Here is a 24,451-nt window from a genome sequence, read left to right as displayed (position 1 = left end):
CAAGTGCTTTTTTATATGGTAAAAACAGGTTTTTTAACATGGTTTCGTAATTCAAAAATCGTTTACCGAATATCAGATAAATTCTTTTTCACTTCTTCAATTTTTATCCTATTGATAAAATCAGTATCAATCTCTACTTGTTCTATTTTCAAGGTTTCAACCTGTTTTATTTTTATAACGTATGCACTAGGATAGGTAGGTTTAAAAGTTTTTGAATTATGGATAGTGTTCTTACTGAATTCCAATTGTTTTACTCCAGTTGCTTCTAATATAGCAGGATTGAAATTATTGAATGTATTATTTTCAATAATGATTTTACCCAGCATTCTACCTTTATTATTCAGTTTGCCACTAATACTTATCACAGGCCTTTTTCCTCCATCGTAATTACAATCTCCAAAATTATTATTTTCAATAGTTATATCTTGGGCACCACCAGATTCATACCACCAGGTGTTTATACCACCGCTTATAAGTATAGCCTGCATCATATTACTAAAATAGTTGTTTTTTACAATGGTTTTTTTGGGTGATTTTAATAAAATACCTCTTGCTCGGTTATCTGCAAAAATATTGTTGGTTATTGTTACTTCTGGATACCAGTCTAAGTTCTCAATTATATATGCTTTATTGAGTTTATGTCCTATTTTTTTATGAAAGGTAATGATATAGTAATCCTTATTTAATTTATAATACGATTTTACAATGGCTTTAAACGCTACATCAGCAGATTTATGTTGATTGATAAACCCAACGGTATCTCCAGTTTCGGCAAATTGAAATCCAGCTTGCTGAAAGTGTCCTATTCTTACACCTATTTTATTGGGAGCAAGCACGTCTTCAACTAGAACATAGGCGCCATGGACATTTATTGCATCATCGAGCTGATGTTTAAAATCGCAATTGTTGATTACAATTTTACCTTTACAACTAGAAAAATGTGTTGCATCTGCGGTCGTTGATACCATAAGATTATTTTCGGGATTTGTTAATATGTTAACGCTTTCTAATGTAATATCTTTACTACGTTCACCAAGAATGCCCATTCCTCCTGCATAATTAATAGTAAGGTTTCGAAGTTTAATATTACTGCTTTTATGAATATAGAAAGCATTAGCAATCCTATCTTTTCCAAACCTTCCTTTACAAACTAAAACCATGCCTACCGGAGGTAATAACTTTTTATTATTGCTGTAGATTCTAATTAAGCCAGGTGCTATTTCTTTAGCTTTTATTGCATATTCTTGGTTTTGTTTCTCATATTCTGGAATTCTAAAATCTATATAATTGTTAAAATCAAACTTATCTTTGTTTCGGATTTTAATAGGATTTGTTATTTTTAAAGGTGTGTATTTAGAGGTTTTGTATGCTACTGCTTTACGTTTTGGATCGAACAAGATGGCATGAGCCAAATCATGTTCAAAACCTTCTTTAATAAAGAAAAGTTGTTCATTACGGATTGTGTATGGCATGTTTTCAGCAAGTCTAATATCAAAGGTGTTGTTGATGGTGTCATTCGCTTCAATAAGACCTTCGCCATGCAGAGGGAGGTGCCAATCAATGGTGAGGCCAGAAATATCGATATTTTTTGAGTTTTCTATATTAAAAGGCATCATTACACCATGAAAGATAAACTTGGCTCCTTTGGCATTAATTGTTAATCCGTTAAAGTCATTTATAGGAAATGCGATTCTTCTTAAAGAATTGTCATGATTTGTAATAAAACTATATTGTTCATACGCTTTTTCGGGATAAAAATGATAGGTACCTTTTTCAATGATTATTAAACTGTTTTTATATTTTGAGGCATCCTGTAACATGGTAATTACTGAAAGCGTTGCATCTTTTTCTGTTTCTTTTAGATAATTACTTAGTTTAAACTCCTGAGTAAATATTGACCCAGTTATCATTAACAAGAACAGTTGGATTAAGTTATTTTTAATATTTGCCATAATTTTTTTGTTTTAAAGAATATTATTTTCAAGAATGTATTTCTATAATTTTGCGCTTTTGTAATACTTTTTTTTCTATTCCATATTAAAAAATTGAGCTATCATGTAACAGATTACTCTAACATATTTGTGTTCAGATTAATATGTAGAAAAGCGATCATTATATTGTTTTGCTTGCTATTGTGAATAATTATACAATGCTTTATACATAAATTGTTATGACTCCTAATGAGTTAAAATCTTGTAAAGTCTATAAAAGTGCATTTACAACTGAATATCAAAATAAGAATCACACAGGTAAAAAATCTATAATTCAATAGAACTTGTAAATTAGCGTAAAATCAGTTCAACTCCTTATGCTTGCAGTAATGTTAAAAAAGATTGATAAATTTTCTTAATTCCAAAAAACACTATACAGTACTACCAAAATCAGCATAATTGCAAATGCACCAATATTGAATAACGGACTTGTTTTAAACATTTCTTTTGAAATATCAATCCCTTTTTCGTCATCTGCACCTTTGTGCTGAACGTAACTTACCAATCCAATTACAATCATGGTCAAAATTACAGTGTATCCCATTTGATCCATAAACGGCACATCCACAAATAGCGAACTTGTAGACCATCCTTTTGGCGCTACTTTAAAATACATGGCAATTGGAATGGATACCAAAGCACCAATAATAGCACCTTTGTTCGTGGTTTTCTTCCAGAACAATCCTAACATAAACACCGCTAAAATTCCTGGACTTACAACTCCTGTATATTCTTGAATAAATTGAAATGCTTGATCTAAATTGCCTAATAATGGTGCCATAATACAAGCGATTAACAAAGCAACACCAGCAGAAATTCTACCCATATTTACAGTGGCTTTATCACTTGCAGTTTTATTGATGTATTGTTTGTAGATATCCATTGTAAAAATGGTAGACGTTGAATTTAACATCGAAGCTAATGAGGATACAATAGCTGCTGCTAAAGCTGCAAACGCCACTCCTTTTAATCCTGTTGGTAAAAACTGTAATAACCAAGGATAGGCTTTGTCTGCTTGTTCGGCAGTTGGTAAATTTTCTAATCCGGCTGCTCCTAATCTCGCCATAATTACAGGATCGTTGACCATTACATAGGCTGCAATACCAGGAATTACAACAATTAACGGAATTACTAATTTTAAACCGGCTGCAAATAAAATCCCTTTTTGTGCTTCTTTTAACGATTTCGCCGCCAAAGTTCTTTGGATGATATATTGATTAAAACCCCAGTAATATAAATTCGCAACCCACATTCCTCCAACAAGAACTGCAATACCTGGTAAGTTTTTATACTCAGGATTCGATTCATCTAAAATCATCGCAAATCGCTCAGGAACTGCCTCGTAAATGGTTGTCAATCCTGCAAACATACCTTGTCCGTCAGAAACTGTATTCAATGCTAAGTACGTCGTTACCAAACCACCAATGACTAGAAAAACTACTTGAATTACATCCGTCCAAGCTACTGCTGATAATCCTCCATATAAGGAATACGCCGCTGCAAACAATGCTAGACCAGCAACTCCATACATCATCGGAATTCCCATAATAGTTTCTAAGGCAAGAGAACCTAAATACAGAACAGTGGTTAAGTTTACAAAAACATATAAAGCAATCCAAAAAACAGCTAAAATGGTTTTTAAGTTGGTAGAGTATCGTTTTTCAACAAACTCAGGAATGGTGTACAAGCCTTTTTCAATAAAAATGGGCAAGAAATATTTTCCTACGATAATTAAGGTGATGGCTGCCATCCACTCATACGAAGCAATGGCTAATCCGGAGGCAAATCCAGAACCAGACATTCCAATAAATTGCTCAGCAGAAATATTCGCAGCAATTAAGGAGGCTCCGATGGCCCACCAAGGCAAGGATTTACTGGCCAAAAAATAATCTTCGGCATTTTTTTGATGTCCTTTTTTATCCCTAGAAACCCATAAACCGACTCCTAAAATTAAAATAGCATACGCTATAAAAATGGCGTAATCTAAAAATTCAAAACTTGATGTCATAATTTGAATCCAAAATAATTATTAATCATTCTTTTTATTGAGATTATAGATCGCTTCTGCGAATTTTATTCCCAAATCAATATATCCGTTACTATTGTAGTGCCAAGGGTCAGCGTAGTTATAATCTTTTGTGCTTCTTACAATTGAAGCTTTCTTATCAGTTTTTACATATTTTTCTTGTGCATACTGAACTAGTTCGCCAAACTCCCATGTTTTTCCATCATTATCTTTTCCTGAATCTGAAATTTTACCGATTACCACAGCTAAGTCATCTTCACGAAAGGCACCACGTATCAAATCCATAAGTCTTTTAAGATTTGAATAATAATTACTAGCAATATCTTCTGTAATTGTTGCATCACTTTCTCCTTGCATCCAAATAATTCCGCTAGGAACTAAGATGTCTTCTATCCCATTACCATCTATGTCTTTAGAATTTAGTGCTCCTTTCAAAGTGGTTAAAAAGTGATCAAATTGATTCACCCCAACAGATCCGTTAAAATCAATTTCCCATGAACCATATTCACGAGCAGCTCGTCGATCAATCGAAGAACCTCCTCGGGCATATTTAATAATAGCTATTTTTTCTCCGGGGTATAGTTCTTGTATTTTTTTGCCAAAAGATAGTTCTGGTCCAAATTTATGAGATAATTTGTTTTTAAATCCATCTGACTTAAACCCAGCTCCGTTTCCTGGTTTTAAATGATCCCATTTGCCTAAGCCACCATTTTCATTTTCATCTGGTGCAGACATGCCATGAAAAATCCAAACATTTTGATTCGTATTAGAAAGTGAATCTGGTAATTCTGAGTTCAATCCATGACCTTCCATGTTGGATTGACCTCCAAGAAAAAAAAGTCTAAACGTTTCTTTCTCTAAATTTTGGCTGAAATGAGTAAACGCTGTAAAAACTATAGTGCAGCATAAAAGGATTTTTTTTTGCATAATTTTTTTTAGAATTTCGAACATATCAATTGTACTCACTGAAATTAGATGATTTGTGATACGATTATTCTTTTAGAAATTTGAGTGTTTTAACACTATTTTGATACTTTATTTTTATAAAGTACAAGCCTGAGGTTAGATTTTTAACATGAACATTTACAAGATCATTTTCTACAGTATAAGCTTTAGAAACCACTATAGATCCTTGTATATCGACGATATCAATTAATATATTATTGCTATTCGTAATACCTTTAATTGTTAGTTTGTTTTTTACAGGATTTGATTGAATTGATACTAAATTTTCTTTTTTAAAGTCATCATTGGATAAACTCTCAACTACAAAAGACCAATTTTGTAATTCATTACATGCATCGTAATCTAGAGTTACTATATTATCAGAGGACGAGTTTTGCCTGCCTAGAGCTTGTGTTAAACAGTTTTTTGGTCTTAGAACAAAATTACCATCCGTTAATATGTCTATTTTCCATATTTGACTTGTACTAGCACTATTAGATGTTGCACTTAATACTTGACTATTATTAGCACATAGCGAGTTTTCAACATCTAAAACTCCACCACAACAAGCATGCGTCAAACGATATTCATTATTCCCTAAGTGGGTTATATCCCATCGTTGATCAGTATACGTATCCGGAAATACTAGAACACCATCAAAAGAACTAGCTCCTGTAGCAGCTAAATTCTTGTTATTTGATACATTTCTAATGGAATATCTTCCGTTTTGAAGAAGCTGACTTGAAGTCTCTACGATGTCTTTACCGTTGTTAAAAGTAATAGTTCTGTATGATAACGTACGTCTGCCATCTAATTGAAAATTGTTCCCATAATACAAAGTTATCGTTTGCCCTCCTTTTGTGCTATCTGTACCCACGATAACAGGATACCAAGTTTTAGCACCTTCATCAAGCAATATCTGAGGAGATTCCCAAACTTCTCCATCATCGCTAGCAGAAATATATAGTTTTTCATTCCATCCATGCCATACCATGATGAATTTATTTAAATAGGTGTTCCAATGAACCGACGGATTAGCTCCTGGTCTGCTCGATAAACCTGCTATTGGAGAATCTAAACCACCAATACCTGGCTGAGAAAAAGAACCATTATACCATTTGGTCCAAGAGTCTGGTTTGGCCTCAGGGTCTGAAGAAACAGCCATACTGAGATTTACACTTCCAGAAACGGGTGTATAATAACAGTAGTATTTATTATTTAAATGATTATAAATAACACAACCATCCCCTAATCCAGACCATTCAGGTGCAGCAGGTTTGTTTGTGGATTGTTTTAAAATTAATTCTGGAGTTCCCCAGGTCAAACCTTTATCATCAGAGTACGCAACACCGATTGATTTGTATGCTTGCCACCCTTGAGTAGTGCGTGGATACCAGTGTGATTCTGCATGAAAAAATCCAACTAACCTACCATCGTCTAATTCTCTAATACCTATGAACCACATGCCCCCATCACTAAAACCATTGGATGAACCATTGTCAGGTTCGCGCCCACCAAAAACTGATGTTGAAGGGTTTAATTGCCCTACATGATTTTGTAGTAAAGGAGAATTAGAGATGCTTCTGTAGTTTTTGTACATGGCCCAAAATGTATAATAGCTCGAACCAATTTCTAAAACGTTGATATTTCCGTCAGGAAAATAACCGCGAACATCATTTGGAAACGTTGATTGACTAATTGTTTGCGGGCTATCTATAGAAAAAGACCAACATTGTGCCATTATGTTACTTGAAAACAACAACATATAAACTATTAATAATGCAGTTGTAGGCGCCTTGTAATTTACAGGAAATAGAATGTATTTCATAAAGATATTTTTAATTCAATCCTTTAGAGTAAAATAATTCTTAAGGAATAGTGTTTATTATTTTAATTGTTAGCGATTAGTTTTAACATTTTTTTTAGTAAAAGAATTGTTTCATAAATGGGACTGTAATCCAGCAGTCCCATTTTTCAAACTAATTAATCAAACTAACTTTCATGAAAAAAAACAAATTTAATTTTGATGAAGATGCATCTAAAGGAATCGTATTCATACTATTAATTATTAACCATTAATTTTATTATTTAATTTATTTTTAGGTACTACTAAGTCTTTTTAAATAAAATGGGACTGTAATTCAGCAGCCCCATTTTCAGGCTAATTAATCAAACTAATTTTGATAAAAAGACAAAGTTTAATTTTGATAAAAATATTTGTTGGGGTTTTTGATTACATTTTTTTCGAAACCATTTTGGTTCGATTCAATTTTCAATATTTTACAATTCAATATGCTAATAGAAGCTTTATTATCACCTTTATAGGTGTTTCCTTCTATTTTAATATTAGTAGAATTTTGAATATCAAACTGAGATAATTCACTAAAAATTTTCGGGTAATTTTTTGTTTGGATAATTGTGTTATTTCTTATCGTTAATCCATCAACACTAAGCGCATAAATAATTAGTGGGTCAAATGTTTTAATAGTATTGTTTTCAAAAAGGATGTTTTTATGGTAATACCCATCTCCTCTATATTTTTTTCCAATAATTGGATCTATTTGCAATATTGCTTGCGGCGCATGACCGCCAATCCCTAAATTTTCAAAAGTATTTCCTTTAACCACTACGTTTGATACTGGCCCAGATTCGAACCAGAAATTTGCATCACCACATATTCTAATACCTGCCATCATTGAAGCAAAGTAGTTGTTTTCAATCAGTACTGACCTTGATGTTGAAATTAACAAACTTCGCGCTCTATTTTGTTTTACCGTGCAATTTGTGACTTCTAAGGAAGGCATCCAAGTGATATTTTCGATCGCAATTTTTTTCTCAGAAAACTCAGGAATTTGTTCTTCAAGAGTAATCGTGTAGTAGTTTTCATTAATCATCTGAATGTTTTTAACCACTCCTATACCTACCGGAAGTAAATTGTTTCTATCTATAAATCTTAAGGTATCACTTTTTTGAGCAAAGTTAAATCCTTGTTGCTGAAAGTGACCAAATTTGACAGCGACAGTTACAGAGTCTATAACTTCTGTATTGGTCATGTACGTTCCGTGAACATTCGTTGCATCATCAAGCATATTTTCAAATCTGCAATTGTTAAGAGTTATCTTGCCTTTACAGTTTATAAAATGTGTGGCATCTGCTGTTGCAGAAATTACTCTTGAAGATCCTTCTTTTAAAATAACATTAAATTCATTTAATGAGATTGTTTCGGTTTTTTCAGCAATTAGTGCCATTGCACCAGAATGGTACACATTGATGTTATCGAGTTTTAAATTTTTAGACTTATAAACTCGAAAGCCAACAATATTTCTGTTTTCACTATGAGGTCCTTTATCAGAATATATGCTGCCTACAGGAGGTACTTTTGCGGCGTTAGTGTTTGAAAATCTCACAATTCGATCTTCTAAAGCCTGAGCTTTTAAGAAATTTTTATGGAAATTATGTTCGTAGTGTGCCGTAAAATATTCTGGAGATTTTGTTGTTGCATTGTAAACAATGTTTTCACCTAAACCTATTTCCCAGTCATATCCACTAAAATAAAGGATGTCATCTTTTATCTTGTATGTATTGTCTTGATGAACTTTTAAATCAAATGTTTTTTCTTTTTCATTGTTAGCAACAACAACTCCTTCGAAATCAAAAGGAAAATCATATTCAATATTTAAATTTTGAATATGAATATTTTTAGAATCTTCAATTAAAAAAGGAATTACACTACCGTGAAATACAAAAGTAGATCCATTACCATTTATGGTTATATTTTTTCTTCCTTCTAGAGCAAAAATAAATTTACGCAGTCCATTATCATTATTAGAAATTTTCACATATTTTTCATAGGCATTCTCTGGATAAAAATGGTAGACGCCAGTCTTGAACTCGATATTACAATCTAATTCTTTATCATTTTGAAGCGCATCAAATACTTTTGAGGTATAATCATCATTATTATTTGTTGGCTCAAAAACAACATGTTTTGTGTTATTTTTTTGTAGCGAGCAACTGCTTGATACAACTAAAAATAGTGCTATTAGGGTTATATATTTGCTCATTATTATTTTTTTTTAATGATATATAGTAACTCATTTTAAAAATGAACACTTGATTTCATTTTAATTTTCAGTACTAATTGTATACTCTTTTGCCAGTTTTATATCTTCTTACCATTATGAAACAGAAGATATTGAGTACTACAAAAATTATTGATTATTTTTTTAATTTTCTGAGTTATAAAAATTACTGAAAGAAATATCTTACATATATCTTTTAGCCTATTTTTTCAACTACTACTTTTCCGCACTGGAAAAAGCTATCATTAGCTTAAAAAAATCTCTATTGTAAAAAATTGGGGGACTATTTTAATAGAGATTTTATTTAACGATTAGTAACCAGGATTTTGAACTAAATCGCCACCACTAACTTGTATCTCTCTATCTGGCACAGGAAACAATACGTGATGATCTCTAATATTTGCTGCCGCAAAAGGATTACCTTCAGTTGATGCTTTCACAACCTCAACTAATTTACCATATCGAACTAAATCTGCCCAACGATGCCCCTCAAAACAAAGCTCTCTTTTTCTTTCATCCAAAACCTCTTCTAAGAAATCAGCTCCAGAAAGTCCACTTATATTTGGCAAACCAGCTCTTGTGCGAACTCTATTAATTGCAGTATAAGCATCTGCGTTAGGGCTTCCATCTGCACGGGTTTGAGCTTCTGCATATATTAATAAAACATCAGCAAAACGAGTTAAAGGAAAATTAAAAGGAGATTGCCATTCTGTTGCATATCCTCTTGTTTCAGGATTTGGATCATGTCTCCATTTGTACGCGTAATAAAAACCATCATTTGTTGGTTCCGTATTTCCTTCTGCATCTATTATCATATAGTCTACCACGTTACGATCTCTTCTAACATCTCCAACAGCATATGAATTATATAATTCTGGCATAGCACGAACTATACTATATGCAATTGTGTGTTGATAAAATCCAGGAGGTCCAGACCAGGTTGCTACCTCTCCGCCTTCGTTAGCGGTTGCTATGTATTCTGCACTAAAAATATATTCTGGACCATGTTCATTCTCTAATTCAAATACATCACTATAGATTTGTTCAAGAGCATAAGGTCCATTATCAATAACATCTTTTGCGTAGGCTGCCGCATTCTGAGCTGCAGCTGTATCATTTAGGGGCTCACCTGACATTTGCAAATACACCTTTGCTAAATATGATTTAGCGGCATATTTAGATGCTCTTCCTGGCTCATTAATAACTGGTATGTTCTCTTCAGCAACTTTTAAATCACTTACAATCCTTTCATATGTTTCTGCCAATGTACTTCTGATATTTCTAAATTCATTCAAATTTGTTTCATCGGTTATAATCGGTACGCCTCCGTAAAAACGTGCGAGTTGGAAATAATAAAATGCTCTTAAAAAACTTGCCTCTCCCAGAATTCTTTGTTTTGTAGCCTCTGGCATTGTTACATTCGTGTTTTTAATTTTTCCAATAACAACATTACATCTATTTATACCAACATATTGCTGTTCCCAAACAGCATTTGGTATTCTAGAAAAGGAAGTAAAGGTGTAATTACCTATCTCTTTACCAGTTGCATCCCAAAACCCTTGATTCACATACATTTCATCAGTTCCTGCACGTCCCATCATCAATAGGCCTTTAAAATAAGTACCAAAACCTCTATCACCTTGATGAACGGCAATTGGATCATAAGCCCCAACAAGAGCTAAATCAAAATCTTCTGGGGTAGCAAAGAAATTAGCTAATTCTAGATTGCTTTTAGGTGGAATGTCTAATTGATCCTCACAAGAAGAAAGCAAAATAATTGAAAATATAATTAATAATAAATTTTTCATTTTTAAATAGTTTAATTGTTAGAAATGAATGTTTAGACCCATCAAATATGTTGTAGCTCTAGGAAAAGCACCATTATCAAATCCTTGGACAAATGGAGCACCGCCTAGGTTTGATGACACTTCAGGGTCAAATCCTGAATAATTTGTAAACAAAGCTAAATTGTTCCCGGCAACATATGCTTTTGCACTTTTTATTTTTAATGCTGATGTAATTTTTGAAGGAAAATTGTAGCCTAACCTTACGGTTTGTAATCTTATAAATGAACCATCTTCAACCAAGTAGTCTGCTGGTCTTAAAGAAGGCACTCTTGCATATTGCGTATTATTTGGAGTCTCTGGTGTCCATCGATCTAGCCATACTGAAGAATGATTACCGCCTCCTCCAGGGAATGATGCGATTCTTGTATTCGTTGCATTAAATACATCATTACCATAGGAATATTGAAACACAACATCTAGTTCAACTCCTTTATAAGAGAAACTGTTACTCCATGAACCAAAAACATCAGCCAATGTATTACCAATCACAGATCGGTCAAATCCATCAATTGCACCGTCATTGTTTAGATCTTTGTACTTAATATCACCCGGTTGCTCTCCAGCTCCAGCTGTGGCTACTCCAGCTACTGGAGTTCCATCTGGATTAAAATCACCTGGCAAATAGATGCCATCTGTTGTATAGCCAAAAAGATCATTTATTGAGCCTCCAACCTGCAGAATCACTTCATCTGTAGAAATTGAGTCAAAATTAACATCAATAAAAATAGGTTCTCCATCATTACCTAAAGCATTAATTGTATTTGATTGAGCACTAAAATTAAATTTTGTATCCCAACCAAAACCACTTTTAGTAGTTAATGCATAATCAATAGAAAACTCAATACCGCTATTTTCTATTTCACCAATATTAAACCATCCTTGAGAAAATCCTGTAGAAATACTTACGGGGGTTTGTAATAACAGATCAGTAGTTTTTTTAATGTAATAATCAGCTGAAATATTAAGTGAATTATCAAATAATCCAAGATCTATACCTGCATTCGTTTGTGTTGTAGTTTCCCAAGAAAGATTTTGATTTTCTAAATTTTGAGGACTGGCTCCATTAACAGAAGCTCCGTTAAACGTATAATTAGAAAATTGTTGATCTAGTAAAGCACCCTGAACTGGTACACTAGCGTTACCAACTTGCCCAATACTAGTTCTTAACTTTAGGTTAGAGATATATTTAGAGTCTTTTAGAAATTCTTCATTATGAACGTTCCATGCAAAGGCCCCTGCAAAAAAGTCACCCCATTTATCTTTTTGAAATCTTGAAGTACCATCTCTACGATAGGATGCAGTAAGAAGAAAACGATTATCGAATGAATAATTTGCTCTAGCATAATAGGATATTAAGACTAGCTCATCAGCCGCTGATGACGCTAAAAATTCTCCTGCTCCCTGAAGCGAATTATAACCTAGAGTCTCGTTTTGAAAATCTCTTCCTTCAATTCTACTAAACGAATTTTGGTTTTTTTGGTAAGAAAATCCTGTAACCAAATTAACACTATGCTTATCAAATTGTTTGGATAAAGTAAAATAATTTTCGCTTAAAATATTCTTTGAATTAACATTTGCTTCAACAGCAACACCATTATTTAATTGACCCCATGGTGTATTTGTAGAATAAAATTGCTGATCTTTAAGATTGTAAATATCAAGTCCGAAAGTAGTTTTAAAAGATAGCCAATCAAAGAATTTGAAATCTGCATATAAATTACTAAGAGTACGGTTAATATTTTTGTCTAACTGCGTATTTTCGGCTACGTTATCAGGTCGACCTATACTTGTCTGTAGAACATTATCTATTTGAGGCTGAGGTACACCAGCTCTTCTAAAATAAGCTTGAGTATCGGTGTTAAATAAATCATACGGACTTGCACTTACAGAATTAAGTACAATACCAATAGCAGTGCCTTCTCTACCATCAGTAGGAACACCGTTATTAACAATATTACTATAACTAAGACTTCCACCTACTGTAACTAAGTCATTAAATTTATGATCTACTGAAAAACGATTGGTGAATTTCTCAAAATTAGTTTCTATTAAAACAGACTCATTTTTATTATACGAAATTGATGCGGCATAATTTGTATTATCTGACCTTCCTTGAAGTGATAAAGAATGATTTTGAGTAATCCCTGTTCTAAATACTCTATCTTGCCAATTAAAATTCATAGCATCTGGATTCTCAAAAACATACGGAACACCGTTTTCAGATGTAAAAAGCCTATTCTCTGGGTTGGTTTCTTGTTGATATTTTGCGTATCCAGCAAAATCCATGACATCCATCCTTTTGTTCATCTGCTGCACACCTAAGTATGTACTATATGTGATACCGGCTTCTCCTCTTCTCTTCCCTTTTTTAGTAGTAATTATAATGACTCCGTTAGCGCCACGATTACCATAAATTGCAGTAGCAGACGCATCTTTTAACACTTCTATTGTTGCAACATCATCGGGATTGATAAATGCTAATGGACTCATTTGTCCAGAAAATGCTTCTAAATTCCCGCCTCCTGAAGTTGCTACATCAGTTATAGGAAAACCATCAATAACAATTAAAGGCTGCGAATTTCCGCTTACAGAACTTACACCTCTAATGTTAATTTTTGTTGCCGCACCAGGTTGACCACCAGTTGCACTGATAGATAAACCAGTTGCTTGACCTTGCAGGGCATCCTCAATATTTGTAATCGGTCTAGACTCTAAAACTTTGTTGCTTATAGAAGCTACAGCACCTGTAACATCTGTACGACTTTGTGATCCATACCCAATAACCACAATCTCATCTATAGATTCCATAGAAGGCTTCATTGTGACATTAATTATAGTTTTTCCTCCTATACTTATTTCTTGGGTTAGGAATCCAAGATACGAATATTCAAGTGTTCCTGAAGAAGAGGCATCTATTGAATAATTGCCATCAAAATCAGAAGCTGTACCGCTCTTAGTTCCTTTAACTATAATGGTTACACCTGGTAATGGCATCCCATTTTCATCTGTAACTTTTCCTTTAATTTTTGTTTGCGAATAAACCATACTAGTAACTAGTAATGCTACCACAAACAACATGTGCTTAATTGTAGTTATTTTCATAATACTTATATTTTCTATATATTTCATTTTTTATTCCACAATTTTTATCGAGAATTCATCCATATAAACCTTTGTATTAATAGTAGCTGAGCCATCTACTTTACCAATACTAAAATTTGGATAGGAATTACCTCTTACTTTTCCATCATTTGGAATATTAGCTACAAACGAAACTTTTTGCCATTCGGTGGTAAGTACTTGACCATTAGTTCCCCAGACGGATGAATAATCCCATGGACTCAAAGGATTGTTGCCCAATTGAAACCATGATATTTGCAGAACACTAGCTTCATCAGCTTTAAGATATACACTAACAGTATAACTCTTACCGTTTTCAACTGTTATCATTTTATCAGCGGGTTTGTCTCTACTCATTATTTCTGCGGCTCCGTAATCAGCATGATCATAGTATACAGCATAACCTGTTCCGTTAGCTCCTCCTGAAACTAAATTTAAAGGAAAACCTACACCAGCCCATGTTTGAAAATCTGTTACTAATCCATCCTCAAAACTACCATTATACATCAACTCTACTGGGCCTACTTGAACTAAGTCCGTCTTCTCAATCATAGCCTCACTTTCATCTAATGCTCTAATTACTGTTAATAAAACAGTAACAGGTTTGTTAACATTAAATGTTACTGTTGGGTTTTGTTCTGTAGAGGTAGCCGGTGTACCACCTTCAAATTCCCAAAACCATGAAGTAGGATTACCAATTGATGTATCTGTAAAGGTTACAGTCTCCCCAACTTTTATTTTGGTTTGCGATGGCGTAAAATCTGCAATGAGTTCTGGAAAAACGGTAATAGGAAATTGAGTTGTTTCTTTGGTTCCATCAATAAATTCTACCTCCAAAGTAACTATCACTTCCCCTTCTTCTTGAAAGATAACATCAACTTCAGGCACTTCTGAAACTGCAGGATCTCCGTTTGGAAAGGTCCAAACTCTATTTTTAACCCCAAGAGATAAGTCAATAAATTTTACTTCACCCCCATCTGCAACTGTCTTATCAGTTGAAGCTGTTGCCAACAGTTCTATTATTCCACTGTGAGTGCTTGTTTCATCTTCGTCACATGACGTAAAAACGAATAATAACATTAAAGTATAAAGTACATACTTTAATGGTTTGTACATTAATAATTTTTTCATAAAGCCATAAATTTAAATTTGTTTTTAGTTGATAGTATAGACGCCAATTAAATCAAAAAGTTTTTTACTTTAAATATTGACAGCTGCTTGTTTACAAATTTAGATAGATTACTATTGTTCTATTGTCAATAATGTAACATCAATTAAACATAATGTAACAATTTTATTTTTTTCGAAATTTAACAATACTATAATTGAAGATTAGATAATAACTGTCGATTTTAATTTAGAATGGGTATCTCTGTATTTATATGAATATGTAACATTTTTGGCAATTAATGTAACATATATTGATTTCAGTAAAAATTATTCGAACTTTTTTTAGTTATTGATCATAACAATATTTTACCTTTATCATTAAATATGATAAGTAACTTGTAATTTTTGCAAATACACAAGGTAAGCCATTATATTAAAATGAAAACACTTCAAAAAGAGCACCTTATTAAAAGATTATGGCTAGGTTTATTGCTTTATATCTTTACATTTTTTACTTCTTTAAATGCCCAAGAGTTACAATTTAATAACCTAACTGTAACCGAGGGGCTTACACAACATGATGTAAGTTGCATTATACAAGATAGCTTTGGGTTTATTTGGATAGGCACTTATGATGGGTTAAACAGATATGATGGTTTTAAAACACTAAATTTTTCAAATAAAACAGGAGATATTGAAAGTCTTTCTAGCAATCGAATAATTTGCTTATTCGAAGACTCAAAAAAAAGAATATGGATTGGAACCGATGGAAATGGTCTTAATTACTACTCTTTAGAAACTGAAAAGTTTGTAAGAATAAAAACTCCTCTAGGATTTAATCTAATTAATGATATTTCAGAGAATGACAAGGGCGAAATATACATAGCAACTGGGAACGGTTTATTAAAAATTATTGATAGCGATAAACAACCAAAAGCAGAAATAGTTCAGCTTCCATTAACTGGTTTAAGTGTCAATAAAATTTTAATTAGTAAAGATAAGTCCTTTTATTTTGCAACAAACAGAGGGGTATGGGTTTGGAAAGACAATATTTGCAGTCAATTAAAGAAAATAGATAGCGAACAATTTTCTGATTTAATAGAGGATAACAATCAAAATATATGGGCAGGAGGATATCAGAGATTAAATATTATAAAACGTGAAAATAATAAGGTTACAGTTGATCAATTAGATGCTTTTTCTGAAAAGACGATTAGTTCAATTTGTAAATCTAAAGACGGCACTGTTTGGATTGGAACATTGAACTCTGGGGTATTTAAAATGAATGTTTCTAGCTATGAAATTGAAAAAAATTATATTTCTAGTTTTTATAAAGAACGAAGTTTATTAAGCAATACCGTTTTATCTCTTTTTTTAGATAACACAAATACCTTATGGGTAGGAAATCGTCAAGGTCTCTGTTATACAAATCTATCGCAAAAAAAAATTAGTAGTATTCCTTTAGAAAAATCTACAAAACTTTTACAGAATACAAACATTAGCACCTTAATGATCGATGACAATAATCTTTATTATGGGATTCAAAATAATGGTTGCTTTCAATATTCATTTAAAAATAATGAAACCTATAAAATTTACACTGAAGTTAATTTTGACCCTCTTTTTATGACTAAAATCAAGGAGTCGGTATTTGTGGGGTCTAATAGGGGCTTATTTTTAAAAGATAAAAAAAATATAAATTTTAGGCAGGATAAATTAATTACGAATCATAATCCTGTTTTTCCACTAAGCGTTTCTTCGATAATTGAAGATGGGAATGGAACTCAGTATTTTGGTTCATTTTCGGGTCTTATTATTCGAAATGGAGACAATACAGATTGGATTCATTATTTATATCCGCAAACAGAGGTTTTAAGAAATAAACGAATTTTTAGTCTCCTTTATGATAAAGATGCAAGTTGTATTTGGATTGGTACTATTTCTGATGGTCTTTACAAACTAAATTTAACGAGTGAAGGAAATTTTATTTCATTAGAAGTTTACAGTGAATCGATGCAAAATAGTTATCATATTACTAACAATACAATTTGGTGTTTTCTAAAAAGTAAAAATGGAACTTTATGGATAGGAACTGATGCTGGTCTTTTAAAAAAATCAATAGATTCAAATAAAATTATCCAAATTTCTACAGAAGGTATTGTAGATAGAAAAATTATGGGAATAATTGAGGACAAACAAGGAAATCTTTGGCTCACCAATTCTCAAGGGCTTATTCGTTTTGATATCGATACAAACAGTGTGCATCGTTATACTTATAAAGACGGACTCTTGTCTAGCACCTTTACCGAGGCTGTTGGAAAAGATAAAAATGGTAAATTGTTTTTTGGGAATATTAAAGGCATCAACTATTTTAATCCTTTAGAAATAACAGATAATCCTTATAAGACTAATGTTGCTATTTCAGATTTTAAAATACACAACATCAGTATTTCTGCTGGAAAAAATTATTTTGGACAACAAGTGCTTCAAAAATCTATAAACCTTACTAAAACACTTACTTTAAATTATAAGCAAAATAATTTTCTATTTGAATTTTCTGGAACAAACTATGCAAATGCCTCTGAAAATCTTTTTAAGTATAAGTTAGATGGGTATGATACAGAATGGATACATGTTGTTGGTAATCAAAAATTTGCAACCTATTCTAATTTAGAACAAGGAAATTATACTTTTTATGTTGAGGCAGCAAACAACGATGGCGTTTGGAGTGGTAACCCCAAAAAAATAATTATTAAAATATTACCTGCTCCTTGGTTTTCAATATGGGCATACTTATGCTACATTGCTTTAATACTTGGCATCATTTTAAGTTTTATCTTTTTTCTAAGCAATAGGCAAAAATTGAAACATCAAATAGAATTAGAAAATATTCAACATAACAAGGATCAAGAAATTAATGAACTTAAACTTACTTTTTTTACTGATGTAGCGCATGAGTTTAAAACGCCGTTATCCCTTATAATTGGTCCTCTTAACGATCTTATGGAATCTACTTTAAGTAAAGATCGGCGAGATTTTTGTTTTCAGATAGTTCAACGAAATACAAAACGAATGATGTTTTTAGTTACTCAGCTGTTAGATTTTAGAAAGGTGAATGCGAATCTTAACATTCTAAATGTATCTCTCAATAATCTTGCTGATTTTACAAAAGAAACAACGAAAGCTTTTTTATGGCAGGCTAAAAGAGAAGAAATTAATTTAAATATAATTACTCCAGATGCATTTGAGTGCTATTTTGATATGGATGTCGTGGAAAAAGTTCTTTACAACTTATTATCTAATGCTTTTAAATTTACTCCGAAAAATGGAATTATTGAAATCGAAATAAAACCTATTTGGAAAAAGAACAGAAAGATTGCAAATATTATTATTAGAGATAGTGGAAAAGGAATTTCTGATAAAGAAAAAATGAAAATTTTTGAGCGTTTTGTGCATGGCAAAGATCGCTCTTCATCAGGCATTGGTTTGCACCTAACTTATCAATTAATAAGAGCTCATAAAGGAGATATTAATGTTACAGATAGTAATTATGGTGGCTCAGAATTTATTGTTACGATTCCTGTTTCCGAAAAAGACTATCAAGAAAATGAATTTTCTAAGGAAACAAAAGAAATTAGTTCTTTCCATGATATATCGATTGAATTTGATAAACCAAAAAAAGAAATTTCAGAAAAAAGAGAGAGAGTTCTTATTATTGAAGATGATCATGATTTACGCGCCTATCTAAAAAACAGTTTAAAATCTCACTACACAATATTAGAATCGTCTAATGGTCTTGAAGGAATTGAAAAATCTGTAAAATATTTACCAGATATAATTATAAGCGATGTAATGATGCCTGAAATGGATGGTATTGAAATGTGCAAAGAGCTTAAAAAAAACATAAAGACATCTCATATACCTCTGCTTTTACTAACAGCTAAAACAGCAGAAGAACATGTAAAAATAGGGCTTGAAGCTGGTGCTTGGGATTACATTACAAAACCTTTTAATACGCAATCTCTCCATCAAAAAATTTTAAATATTTTAAATACTAGAAATAAATTTAGAGAATTTTTGATTACACAAAATATTACAATTCAAGTAAAAGATCAATATTCTCCTTATGACCAAAAATTGATATCAAAAATTTCAAAAATTATTGAAGATAATATGAGTAATCCTAACTTTTCTACAAAAGATTTTGCCACAGAAATAGGTTTAAGCAGAATGCAATTACATAGAAAGTTAAAGGGTTTATTGGGCCAAACAACCACCTCTTTTGTAAATAAAATAAAAATGCAATACGCAGCAAAAATGTTTGATGAAGGCTGTGACCGAATACAAGAGGCAATGGATGCGGTGGGAATAAATAGCTATACACATTTCAATAATACATTTAAAAAATATAATGGAAAAACTGCCACGAAATATATAGCAGATAAAAAACTAAAATCTACCATATAATATTTTGGTATGGTAATGAAATTTTGTTTACGAATTAACTAGTTCTGAAAGCTTATACTATTATTTGTCTAAAATGGTATTATAAATTACTTAGCACCTACAAGCCCTAATTATTGAGCATTTTTTGAATAAAATTTTATCACGCATGTTCATTGAAAAAGCATTTTATCCTGAAGCCAATTTATAGGGGGCAAAAACACTGCAGGTATTATGCATCTTAAAACAAAAGATGGAAAATATTTAGTTGATGTAAAAAGAGTAAACGGCTATCCAGATGCGTTTGAAAGGGAAGGTGCTGCCTACTTTGAGCAATTTCCGTTTCTTATCACTAAAACCATAGAAAAACGAGGAGGGCATTTTAAATATTCACCAAGAAATAGTGTACATGTAGAGGTAGATAATCGTTTCATTACAGGTCAAAATTACTTATCTTCAAAATCTGTTGCGCTAAAAATTATTGAGCAATTAGAACAAAAATAAATTCCTATTTCATTCAATAAAACAGATCAATTGTTACAGGAATGGATTCAATAGGTTGTAAAATTGAAGTAAAAAAGAAATGTATCATATAGGATTGAAATAACATTTATTATTATTTCTAATTGCAATTAGCATGACTTCTTTTGCGTAAGAATTGTAATTTAAGAAGTTAGATTTATTAGAATCAGCTACACTTGAAAATTAAATGCAGCAATTAACGGATTTGTATACTTTTAAAAATCTATCCGAATGAGAGTCGTTTATGGACTTCGTTTGAACTTAATCCTTTATCAATACCAGTATCTAGTTTTTGAACAACATTTTGAATAGAAATAATAATAATAATAATAATAATAATAGGATTAGGTAGGATTTGCTGAGAAACTAGGAATTTAAAATTCACTTAAAGATGATTTTATACATACTGTTTGTCATATTTTCTATTTTGAATTTGTAACGGCTCTATGATGTTTTTAAAAGCCAATAGTATTGTATTTATTAATATTTTTATTGAAGTTTGAAGCCAAAAAACATTAATTTTTTGGTATCGTATCAAATTCATAATAAAAAATATTGTAGCAATCCAACTCTCAGAGGTATTTTTTAATCGAGCTCTTATTTTATTTAGATTGTAGCCGTTTTTACCTTGCCCAAACTTCCCTTCTATGTGGTTTCGTTCTGCTGCTTCTTTTCTTCGTTTTTGTTTTTCATAATAGGATTCTTCAAGCTGCTCTTTGCTTTTTCGTCCTAGTGGTGGTGCAGTTATTCGGATATTTCTTTGTTTAAGCCAAGCTCTGTTTTCTCGTGTGGCATAGATTTTATCGACTTGAACAAGTTCGGGGTAATAGCCGTGTAAAGTTTTATAATTTTCTACTTGTGAAATCAGATCTGATGATTCATTATAAGCGTCCCAACTTAGGGTATTGATTCTGGCAAAACCGTTTTCTAAATCTACACCTAATTTTGAGCCAAATTCTACCTTGGCATTTGTTTTACCACGAACTATAGGACGTACATGTGGCTGAAAAATACTGACGATTCTGTCTTTACAACTTTTTGTTTTTAGGTCATACATTTGTTTTTGCTGGTCATAAAGTATTTGAATAACCCAAAACAGTTTTTGTTCTCTGTGGCTTAGAGGAAAAGCTTGGCCTTTGGATTCAAAATAATCGAGCTGCTTATGGATATGCTTTAGATTTCTTTTAACACATTCTAAAAGTTTACGGTTCATTTTTCGATGAGCAGCATTCGGTTTTCTCTTTTTCTTGGCGTAGTCTAAAAAAGCGGTATTCATTTTACGTCTATAGGTTCGTGGCTTTGTTCCTTTTTTACCTGATAATGCGTAGAGTTTGTCAATCATTTTTTCTAATTGCTTTCTGCTTGCATTTAAAAGTTTACTATCTGTTGGGTAGGTAATATATTGGTCGGCAACAGTAGCGTCCATCTGAAGTTTCCCTTTGTTGGGTGGATGCTCATCTTCATCTTTTTTCTTTGCAATCTGCTTGTTGTCTGAACTGGCACTACTTGACTTTATGAGTTCTGTGGTTAACTTATCAAAACTATCTATACCTATGCGTTTACGTATTTCAACAAACAAAGAGGGATCAAAAACAGGATGTGGGTTATACCCTTTTAAACCTATAAAATATTGCATGTAAATATTTTCTTGAATCGTTGCGATAACGCCTCTATCGTCTAAGTTCTCCATGTGTTTTATGATTAATGCACCCAAAACTATGCGTGGCGAAATACCTGGTCGACCTAGTTTTGTATTCATCAAGCTCATGTAAATACTAGCAAAAGTATCCCATGGAACTATTTGAGCTAACTTTACCCAACGATTTTCTGGCAGAAGCGACGTCTCAAATGGTGTTGCAAAACCTTCAATGCTTAACTGGTGTTCTGAAATATAATTTATCATAATGCAGAGATATTTAACGTAAGTTAAATATCTCTGCATTATGACAAGGATTTTAATGAAAAATAAGAACCTATTTAACTGATTTTAAAAATATTAAACAGATGTAAGGTGTTTTTCAGCAAGCCCTAGGTATCATTTTTGAATTAATTTAATTCAAAAATAATTAGAAAAAAAGGGTCACCTAAAAAATCACCCTCTACCAAACCATAATATTTTTAACATTTATTTGGTTTAGGTAGAGGGCGATTTGGTTTAATAACCAGAAAGAATTTTCTTACATAGAAATTAAAGCTGTTAAGCTATTTCTATTTTCTTAGGTTCTAATTTTTTGGCTTCTTCCTTCTTTTTAAGATCAAAGCTCAAAATTCCATCATGATATCTCGCTTTTACGTCTTCTTCTTTTATACTCTCAGGTAACTGTAAAGATCTCGAAAACGAATTATAACTAAACTCTTGTCTTGTATAATTGTCTTCTTTCTCTTTTCTAGATTCTGATTTTTCTGCCGAGATGTTAAGAAATCCATTATCGATAGTTACTTCAAAATCCTCTTTAGAGAATCCTGGAGCAGCCAATTCAATTTCAAACTTATCATCTTCCTCTTTAATGTTTAAAGCAGGTTCGCTTGAATGTCCATTCCAAAAATCATCTAATAATAATGGTGAATTCCATAATCTATTTTCAAGAAAACCATCGGTATCGAAAAAGCTACGCGTATTGAGACCTCCAAATGGGCGTCTTCTATTTCTAAATTTTACTAATGACATAATTTTAATATTTAAAGTTAAACAATATATTTAATGCTAAATTATTATAGTATTTAGGTTTCTGAAATGATACAAGTCAGTTCTAAAATCATTGCTCAAAAATGTTATATATATGAACACCAATTTAATTCGTTAAAGTCGCAATTATATTGTGTATTTAAAGATGGCAACAGCAAGAAAATTTATGCATAAAATTAGAGAATTAATGAAATCTGTTGAAAAATCATGGGTAAGAACTACCTATTCATCAGTAAGCGATTTTAACATCGAAAGATATCTTGATGAGTTTTGTTATAGAATTAATCGCTCAAAAAGCAAAAAGAACATTTTTAATAATTTTAGTAAGAATGGTGAACGCTGAAAAAATATATCAAAGTAAAATTATATGTTCTTAACTGCTAACCTAAAAACAATTTTATTGTTTTTACTTATTGATACTTTTCCTTTTAGAACGATTATGGCGTGCATAACTTTGTGCTGTGCAAAGCTCGTTAAAACGCCCAAAAAAATATTGGTAATTAGGGTTTTAGTTAAAAAAGGTTTTGTATTTTTGCGCCCACTTACTACGAGATGGTAAGATTTTTAATAATCAAGGTCGAGAACCTTAATAAATTAACAAATTATGTCTGTAAAGATTAGATTACAAAGACACGGTAAAAAAGGCAAGCCATTTTATTGGATCGTTGCTGCAGATGCTCGTGCAAAAAGAGATGGTCGTTACCTAGAAAAAATAGGAACATACAATCCAAATGTAAACCCAGCGGTGATTGATTTAGATGTTGATAAAGCTGTAGAATGGTTACAAAATGGAGCACAACCAACTGATACTGCGAAAAACATTTTATCTTATAAAGGTGCCATGTTAAAGAATCATTTGGCTGGTGGTGTAAGAAAAGGAGCTTTAACGCAAGAGCAGGCAGATGCTAAATTTGCAGCTTGGTTAGAAGAAAAAGCTACAAAAGTTGCAGATAAAGAAGCTGGATTGTCTAAAGCAGAATCTGATGCAAAAGCAGCAGCACTAGCAGCAGAAAAAGCAGTGAACGAAGCAAGAATTGAAGCAGCAAAACCAGTTGTTGAAGAAGTTGTAGTTGAAGAAGCTGTTGAGGAGACTCCTGATACAATTGATGAGGCAGCAGCAAAGGCAGCAGAATAAATTATAAAGAATCACGAAAATGCGTAAAGAAGATTGTTTTTATTTAGGCAAAATCGTTACAAAATATAGTTTTAAAGGCGAAGTCGTGATCAAGCTTGATACCGATGAACCTGAGTTGTATACAGAAATGGAATCAGTTTATGTCGAGTTTGGCAGTAATCTGGTTCCATTTTTTATTGAAAAAAGTTCGCTCCATAAAGGGAATCAATTGCGTGTTCAGTTTGAAGACGTATATTCTGAAGAAGAAGCAGAAACTATTTTAAAATGTGGTATTTATTTACCATCAACTTTGTTACCAGAATTAACTGGTGATAAATTTTATTTTCATGAAGTGATTGGTTTTACAGTTGTAGATGCTAATTTTGGTGAAGTTGGCACAATTGTTCATATAAATGATAAAGCTGCACAACCTCTTTTTGAAATTGATAGAGATGGAACCGAGATTTTTATTCCGATGGTAGATGAGTTTATTAAAAAAGTAGACAGAGAACACAAAACTATACAAGTAGATACTCCGGAAGGATTGATCGAATTGTATTTATAA

At 32.1% G+C, this 24,451-nt stretch carries 15 protein-coding genes and 1 pseudogene; 5 read left to right on the top strand and 11 right to left on the bottom strand.

Going from position 1 to position 24,451, the window contains the following annotated elements; translation table 11 throughout:
• Positions 1–62: 62 nt before the first annotated feature.
• From K8354_RS12640 to K8354_RS12605, 8 genes are all read right to left on the bottom strand, one after another.
• Complete coding sequence (locus K8354_RS12640) at positions 63–1,952, bottom strand: alpha-1,3-galactosidase-related protein (RefSeq protein ID WP_223440393.1); 1,890 nt, start codon at positions 1,950–1,952, stop codon at positions 63–65.
• A 394-nt stretch (positions 1,953–2,346) separates the two neighbouring features.
• Positions 2,347–3,999, bottom strand: a complete 1,653-nt coding sequence (locus tag K8354_RS12635) for a sodium/sugar symporter (RefSeq protein ID WP_223440391.1) — start codon at positions 3,997–3,999, stop codon at positions 2,347–2,349.
• 21 nt (positions 4,000–4,020) lie between these two features.
• On the bottom strand, positions 4,021–4,944 hold the full coding sequence (locus K8354_RS12630) for a sialate O-acetylesterase (protein ID WP_223440389.1): 924 nt from the start codon (positions 4,942–4,944) through the stop codon (positions 4,021–4,023).
• A gap of 64 nt (positions 4,945–5,008) precedes the next feature.
• Complete coding sequence (locus K8354_RS12625; protein WP_223440387.1) at positions 5,009–6,790, bottom strand: RICIN domain-containing protein; 1,782 nt, start codon at positions 6,788–6,790, stop codon at positions 5,009–5,011.
• Between the two features lie 370 nt (positions 6,791–7,160).
• On the bottom strand, positions 7,161–9,026 hold the full coding sequence (locus K8354_RS12620; RefSeq protein ID WP_223440385.1) for an alpha-1,3-galactosidase-related protein: 1,866 nt from the start codon (positions 9,024–9,026) through the stop codon (positions 7,161–7,163).
• A gap of 329 nt (positions 9,027–9,355) precedes the next feature.
• Positions 9,356–10,852, bottom strand: coding sequence for a RagB/SusD family nutrient uptake outer membrane protein (locus tag K8354_RS12615; protein WP_223440383.1), 1,497 nt, complete (start codon positions 10,850–10,852; stop codon positions 9,356–9,358).
• A gap of 18 nt (positions 10,853–10,870) precedes the next feature.
• Positions 10,871–14,020, bottom strand: coding sequence for a SusC/RagA family TonB-linked outer membrane protein (locus K8354_RS12610; RefSeq protein WP_223440381.1), 3,150 nt, complete (start codon positions 14,018–14,020; stop codon positions 10,871–10,873).
• A gap of 3 nt (positions 14,021–14,023) precedes the next feature.
• Complete coding sequence (locus K8354_RS12605; protein ID WP_223440378.1) at positions 14,024–15,142, bottom strand: PKD domain-containing protein; 1,119 nt, start codon at positions 15,140–15,142, stop codon at positions 14,024–14,026.
• Between the two features lie 417 nt (positions 15,143–15,559).
• On the opposite strand from K8354_RS12605, the gene K8354_RS12600 reads away from it, so the two are divergent.
• Both K8354_RS12600 and K8354_RS12595 read left to right on the top strand, forming a co-directional pair.
• Positions 15,560–19,588: a hybrid sensor histidine kinase/response regulator transcription factor gene (locus tag K8354_RS12600; protein ID WP_223440371.1), complete on the top strand. Its 4,029-nt coding sequence runs from the start codon at positions 15,560–15,562 to the stop codon at positions 19,586–19,588.
• A gap of 210 nt (positions 19,589–19,798) precedes the next feature.
• Positions 19,799–20,068: a type 1 glutamine amidotransferase family protein gene (locus tag K8354_RS12595; RefSeq protein WP_223440364.1), complete on the top strand. Its 270-nt coding sequence runs from the start codon at positions 19,799–19,801 to the stop codon at positions 20,066–20,068.
• 241 nt (positions 20,069–20,309) lie between these two features.
• Here the strand turns inward: K8354_RS12595 and K8354_RS12590 are convergent, their stop codons facing one another.
• The 3 genes from K8354_RS12590 to K8354_RS12580 form a co-directional block, all read right to left on the bottom strand.
• On the bottom strand, positions 20,310–20,471 hold the full coding sequence (locus K8354_RS12590; RefSeq protein ID WP_223440363.1) for a hypothetical protein: 162 nt from the start codon (positions 20,469–20,471) through the stop codon (positions 20,310–20,312).
• 12 nt (positions 20,472–20,483) lie between these two features.
• On the bottom strand, positions 20,484–21,989 hold the full coding sequence (locus K8354_RS12585) for an IS5 family transposase (RefSeq protein ID WP_223440361.1): 1,506 nt from the start codon (positions 21,987–21,989) through the stop codon (positions 20,484–20,486).
• A gap of 294 nt (positions 21,990–22,283) precedes the next feature.
• Positions 22,284–22,754, bottom strand: a complete 471-nt coding sequence (locus K8354_RS12580; RefSeq protein WP_223440359.1) for an Hsp20/alpha crystallin family protein — start codon at positions 22,752–22,754, stop codon at positions 22,284–22,286.
• Positions 22,755–22,974: 220 nt separating this feature from the next.
• On the opposite strand from K8354_RS12580, the pseudogene K8354_RS12575 reads away from it, so the two are divergent.
• The 3 genes and pseudogenes from K8354_RS12575 to rimM all read left to right on the top strand — a co-directional run.
• Positions 22,975–23,149, top strand: a pseudogene (locus K8354_RS12575) (IS1595 family transposase); the annotation flags it as partial.
• Positions 23,150–23,376: 227 nt separating this feature from the next.
• A complete protein-coding gene (locus tag K8354_RS12570) occupies positions 23,377–23,907 on the top strand; it encodes a 30S ribosomal protein S16 (RefSeq protein ID WP_223440357.1) in 531 nt (176 codons plus the stop codon).
• A 19-nt stretch (positions 23,908–23,926) separates the two neighbouring features.
• Complete coding sequence (rimM, locus tag K8354_RS12565) at positions 23,927–24,451, top strand: ribosome maturation factor RimM (RefSeq protein ID WP_223440353.1); 525 nt, start codon at positions 23,927–23,929, stop codon at positions 24,449–24,451.

Source organism: Polaribacter litorisediminis (assembly GCF_019968605.1).
Lineage (GTDB): Bacteria > Bacteroidota > Bacteroidia > Flavobacteriales > Flavobacteriaceae > Polaribacter > Polaribacter litorisediminis.
This window is presented reverse-complemented; position numbering and strand designations above follow the sequence as displayed.